This is a genomic window from Hydrogenophaga sp. (genome assembly GCF_041633695.1).
Taxonomy (GTDB): domain Bacteria; phylum Pseudomonadota; class Gammaproteobacteria; order Burkholderiales; family Burkholderiaceae_C; genus Hydrogenophaga.
In genome coordinates, this window is sequence record NZ_JBFJMY010000304.1 from 1 (window position 1) to 5,210 (window position 5,210).

The following is a 5,210-nucleotide window of genomic DNA, read 5'->3' on the forward strand; positions in this document are numbered from 1 at the left end:
AGACGTAGTTGCGCGCCATGGATTGGGCGGCGCCCGCGATGGCGGCATCCACGTCGCCTTCGTCGATGAGCTGGCGTTGGGTCGCCGGGTTGGTGCGGATCGCGTTGGCCAGATCATCCAGGTTGGCCAGGCCCGGCCAGGACTTCCACGCCACGCGCAGCTCGCGCAAAGCCTGTTCGGCATGCTCTTCGCGCTCGGCCACGATGCCGACAAAATCGCGGATCACCACCACCGCGCGCACGCCGGGAATGTGCGCGATCGAGGCCTCGTCCACCGATTCCAATGTGTTGCCGATGAAGTCACCGTGGTCGGCGCCGGCATAGGGCGGGCGCACCACCCGCCCATGCAGCATGCCGGGCACGCGCATGTCGTGCACAAAGGTGAGCGCGCCGGTGGCCTTGGCCGGAATGTCCACCCGCGCCGTGCTGGTGCCCACCAGCCGGTAGTCCGCCGCAGACTTGAGCGGGGTATCCAGCGCCAACGTCAGGCTCACCCGCTGCTGATCCAACAGAGCGCCATAGGGCAGCTTGTGGTCGTCGCTGCCGACCACCGAAACCACGCCGTCGCGCACCGCCAGCAGTGCGGCGTCCACACCCAGGCGCTCGGCCGCGCGGGCCAACAGCCAGGCACGCGCCTGCGCAGCCGCGGCCCGCAAGGGCACGGCATGGATTTGTATCGAGGCGCTGGCAATGGTCGCGCCCTGGTTGGGCGCACGGGTGGTATCGCCCAGCACCATGTGGACCCGATCCAGCGCCACGTCCAGCTCTTCGGCCACGATCTGGCTCAACGCCGTGCGTATGCCAGTGCCCAGATCCACGTGGCCGTTGAGCGCGGTCACGCTGCCATCGTCCCAGACCGCGATCAGGATTTCCACGCCTTCCAGCGGGTTGCCGCTGACCAAGGCCGGTTGCCCCCGAACGGGCGGCGGCGCGGGCGGTGGATCGCGCGTCACCAGCAGCACACCCGTTGCGGCGTGGAAGTCGGCACGGCTGAGCGGGGCGTCTGCGCGGCGGCTCACGCGGCACCCCCCGTGGTCGCCGCCCAACGCGTCAGCTCGGCGGCGCGCCGCACCGCCTGGAGAATTTCCAGATGCGTGCCGCAGCGGCACAGGTTGCCGGACAACTCGGCGCGGATCTCGTCGTCGGTCGGATCGGGCCTGCGTGCCAGCAGCGCCACCGTCATCACGATCATGCCGCTCAGGCAATAGCCACACTGCGCCGCCTGTGCCTCGATGAAGGCCTGCTGAACCGGGTGCAAGCCACCCGGCGGGGCCAGTCCCTCCAGCGTGGTGATGGCACGCCCCGCCACGCCACCCGCCGGGATCACGCAGGCCCGGGCGGCAATACCGTCCACCAGCACGGTGCAGGCGCCGCACTCGCCCAGACCACAACCGTATTTCGGACTGTTCAGCGCCAGGTCGTTGCGCAGCACATGCAACAAGGACGCGTCGCCAGCGGCGGGCAGGCTGTGGTGGCGGCCATTGACGGTCAATTGGATCGGAGGCTTGGCGGTCTCGGTCATGCGTGCATTTTCAGTTCAAGGCTTCAATAACGTGCCCGCCCGCTGCGTGCGTGTGTGCGGGCTGAGCAGCGCCGTGTCCTTGCACGGCTGTTGCGACCAAAATGGTTTTACCTCAAACGCCCGTCCGTGGTGCCCATCTGGCTTGGCCTCAGCGCACCAGCTTGCCGGCGGCATCGATGATGGTCAGGTCGACCTTGCGCCAGCCGTGGCGCACGGCCTTGGCGTACTTGACGTAGATGCCGCCGAGATTGATCTCGCCCGCGTTGTTCAGCGCCAGCACGATGCTTTCCCGCGTGGGATTCGCACCGGCACGGCGCAAGGCTTCCACGGCGATCTTCGCCGCCGCAAACCCCTCCAGCGTGGCAAACGAAAGCGGTTCCTGCGGCAATTGGGTCTTCATCACCCGCTGGTACTCCAAGACCATCGGATACCCCTGGGCCAACGGGAACGGCACCGCCTGAGACAGCACGATGCCGCGCGCCTTGGCCGCTCCCAAAGCCTGGACCAGGTTGTCGGCCAGCACCACCGAAATGCAATACAACTGCGCGGAGGCCGCCGGGCCGAGCCGGATCGCCTGGGCAAACTCGGTGGCGTAGCTGCCAGCACACAACATCATCACCGCACTGGGCTGGAACTCGGCCACCTTGCTGGCGGCCTGGGCCATGTTTTGCTCGATCCGCGCGGGGTCGGCGTCGACCATGGTGACCGACACCTCCAGCCCCTGCCGGCGCGCGGCCTCTTCGGCCACTTTCGCCATCGCCGGTCCAAATGCGATGCTGTACGCCATGATGGCCAGACGCCGGTGGCTCATGGTCTTGGCGTGCTCCACCAGCGCGTTCACCTCGTCGGCATAACCGGCGCGGAACGGAAACACGTTCTCGGCATCGATCACCTGGTGATCGCCCTGCAGCGGCGCGATCATCGCGATGCCGCTCTTGGCAAAAACGCCCTCTTTCGCCAGCGCGGTCAGGCCGCCGGTGTTGATGTAGCCGATCAAGGCCAGGACTTTGGGGTCCGGCACCAAGGTCTTGTTGGTGATCTCGACCATGCGGGCGGGCGTCAGGTTGTCGTCGTGGTTGCTCACCTGGATCGGTCTGCCGTCGATGCCGCCCGCCGCGTTGACCTGGTCGAACAGCGCCTTCATGCCCAGGTACATGCCACGCGAATTGGTGGCCGCCGACGGATTCGTTTGCGAGGCCACCTGGGCCAACCACAACGGCGCACCCCTGGCAGGCACAGCGGGCCAGGTGTTGCCCGCCGCCGCCAGCAAGCCCGCAGCCGGCAGTGCCTTCAAGATACCTCGACGATCCATGTAACGCATTGCTTGGCTCCTTGCAGACCCGCTGGGATTCGGTGTGTCAAACGCGCAGCCGAGCACGCGGCTGCCCGAGGAAGGCAAGCGGCTCAGGCGATGTCGGCCGACTGGATGCGCTTCACACCCGCCGTTTGCATTTTTTTCCAGGCCGCCGCCAGCGAACCGTTCAGATCGATGGCCCGCGTGGCGTCCTCGATCACATAAACCGCGAAGCCCGCTTTGCGCGCGTCCATGGCGGTCCAGGCGACGCAGAAATCGGTGGCCAGACCGGTCACGAACACCTGCGTGATGCCGCGCTGCTTCAGGTAGGCCCCCAGGCCGGTGGGCGTCTTGCCATCGGCTTCCATGAAGGCCGAATAGCTGTCGACATCCTGGTGGTAGCCCTTGCGCACGATCACCTGGGCCGTCGGCAGTCGCAGGTCTTTGTGCAAGGCGGCATCGTCGCTGCCTTGCACGCAGTGATCGGGCCAGAGCACCTGGTTGCCGTAGGGCATTTTCTGCGTATCAAAAGGCTTCTTGCCGGCATGGGCGCTGGCAAACGAGGCATGGCCTGGGGTGTGCCAGTCCTGCGTGATGACGATGTTTTCGAAGCGCGCGGCGAGCTGGTTGATCACCGGGACCACCTCCTCCCCGCCCTTGACGGGCAGCGTGCCGCCCGTGACAAAGCAATTCTGCACATCCACCACGATCAAGGCGCTTTTGCCGTCGGGCCGGATGCCGGCGGCAAAGGCCATGCGCCCAGCCAGGCCGGCCACCGCCACGAGGCCTGCGCCAGACAGATTTTTCAACATGGTTCTGCGGGTAGCTGGGTACATGGTGCGATCTCCTGGTAACGGTTGAAATGACGACAACGACAACGAAAATCGCTCGGTTGGCTACACGCTGAGGTAGGCGCGCCGCACCTCTTCGTTGGCGGCCAGCTCGTCCATCGAACCTTCAAAACGGATCTGCCCCTTCTCCAGCACATAGGCCCGGTCGGACACCAGTTCCGCAAAATGCATGTTCTGCTCGGACAGCAAGATGCTCACGCCCTGTGCCTTGAGCGCCAGGATCATGTGCACCATCTGTTCCACGATCACCGGCGCCACCCCTTCGGAGGGCTCATCGAGCAAGACCAGGTAGGGATTGCCCATCAAGGTGCGTGCCACGGTCAGCATTTGCTGCTCGCCACCGCTCATGCGGCCGCCCGGCCGGTTCGGCATCTCGCCCAGGTTGGGAAACAGCTCGAACAGGCGTTGCGGTGTCCATACCGGGGCCGCGCTGCCGTCGGGCCAGCGGCGTGCGGCCTGTCGCCCCACCTCCAGGTTCTCGGTCACGGTCAGGTCGGTGAAGATGCGCCGGTCCTCCGGCACAAAGCCCAGGCCCATGCGCGCGGCATGGTGGGGCTCGCTGGCGGAGATGTCGGCGCCCAGAAAAGACACCTGGCCGCGCCGCTTGTCCAGCATGCCGATCAGCGTCTTGAGCGTGGTCGATTTGCCGGCGCCGTTGCGCCCCATCAAGGCCACGACTTCGCCGCGCCGCACCTCGATGCCGACTTCGTACAAAATCTGCGCCGCGCCGTACCAGGCACACAAACCTTGGGCCTGCAACAAAATGGCTTTGTCGTCGCTCATGCTGCGGACTCCTGCACCTGGGTCTTTTTCTCAAACGTCTTGCCACTGCCGAAGTACACCTCTTGCACCTTGGGGTGGTCGCGGATTTCCAGCGGCTGCCCTTCGGCAATCAGGCGACCGCGCGCCAGCACGATCATGCGGTCGGCGTAAGCGAACACCACGTCCATGCTGTGTTCGGTGAACAGCACCGCCATGCCACGGTCGATCACCAGCTGTTTGGTCAAGGCCATCAAATCGTTGCGCTCCTTGGGCGCCATGCCGGCAGTGGGCTCGTCCATCAACAGCAGTTTGGGGTTGTTGGCCATGGCCATGGCAAGTTCCACACGTTTGACATCGCCATACGCCAACACGCTACAAGGCCGGTCGGCCTGGGCTTTCATGCTGACCTGATCCAGCAAGGCCAAGGCTTCGGCGCGCTTGTAATCGGCTGCGCGGCGCCAGGTGGAAAACAGCTTGCGGTCGGCCGACAACAAGGCCATTTGCACGTTTTCCACCACCGTCAGCGAAGCAAAGGTCTCAGCGATCTGAAAGGTGCGGCTCACGCCCAGGCGCCAGATGTCGCGCGGCGCGCGTCCAATCAGTTCCTGTCCATCCAGCTGGATCGAACCGGCGTCGGCACGCAACTGGCCGTTGACCATGTTGAAGGTGGTCGACTTGCCAGCGCCGTTGGGGCCGATCAGGGCCAGCAACTCGCCAGCGGCCAGTTCGAAGCTGATGCCGTCCACCGCCTGGACGCCACCGAAGGACTTGCCCAGGCCCGA

Annotated in this window: 6 protein-coding genes; all 6 read right to left on the minus strand. The window is 65.6% G+C overall.

Translation table 11 applies throughout. The features are described from left to right. A partial coding sequence (locus tag ABYB95_RS16540; protein WP_372659653.1) for a molybdopterin cofactor-binding domain-containing protein occupies positions 1 to 1,018 on the minus strand: 1,018 nt, incomplete at its 3' end. After that, positions 1,015 to 1,521: a (2Fe-2S)-binding protein gene (locus ABYB95_RS16545; RefSeq protein ID WP_372659654.1), complete on the minus strand. Its 507-nt coding sequence runs from the start codon at positions 1,519 to 1,521 to the stop codon at positions 1,015 to 1,017. The genes ABYB95_RS16545 and ABYB95_RS16540, both read right to left, overlap by 4 nt. 148 nt (positions 1,522 to 1,669) lie before the next feature. Beyond that, on the minus strand, positions 1,670 to 2,842 hold the full coding sequence (locus tag ABYB95_RS16550; RefSeq protein ID WP_372659655.1) for an ABC transporter substrate-binding protein: 1,173 nt from the start codon (positions 2,840 to 2,842) through the stop codon (positions 1,670 to 1,672). An 83-nt stretch (positions 2,843 to 2,925) separates the two neighbouring features. Further along, the gene (pncA, locus tag ABYB95_RS16555; RefSeq protein ID WP_372659656.1) at positions 2,926 to 3,651 is read right to left on the minus strand and encodes a bifunctional nicotinamidase/pyrazinamidase; all 726 of its coding nucleotides are present in this window, start codon (positions 3,649 to 3,651) and stop codon (positions 2,926 to 2,928) included. A 60-nt stretch (positions 3,652 to 3,711) separates the two neighbouring features. Continuing rightward, positions 3,712 to 4,449: an ABC transporter ATP-binding protein gene (locus tag ABYB95_RS16560; protein ID WP_372659657.1), complete on the minus strand. Its 738-nt coding sequence runs from the start codon at positions 4,447 to 4,449 to the stop codon at positions 3,712 to 3,714. Then, positions 4,446 to 5,210, minus strand: a 765-nt coding sequence (locus tag ABYB95_RS16565) for an ABC transporter ATP-binding protein (protein ID WP_372659658.1), incomplete at its 5' end; no start/stop codon positions are given. The genes ABYB95_RS16565 and ABYB95_RS16560, both read right to left, overlap by 4 nt.

Bases quoted from the DNA above. Each gene is read 5' to 3' on its own strand.
- ABYB95_RS16545 (WP_372659654.1), bottom strand. From the start codon at position 1,521: ATGACCGAGACCGCCAAGCCTCCGATCCAATTGACCGTCAATGGCCGC.
- ABYB95_RS16550 (WP_372659655.1), bottom strand. From the start codon at position 2,842: ATGCGTTACATGGATCGTCGAGGTATCTTGAAGGCACTGCCGGCTGCG.
- pncA (WP_372659656.1), bottom strand. From the start codon at position 3,651: ATGTACCCAGCTACCCGCAGAACCATGTTGAAAAATCTGTCTGGCGCA.
- ABYB95_RS16560 (WP_372659657.1), bottom strand. From the start codon at position 4,449: ATGAGCGACGACAAAGCCATTTTGTTGCAGGCCCAAGGTTTGTGTGCC.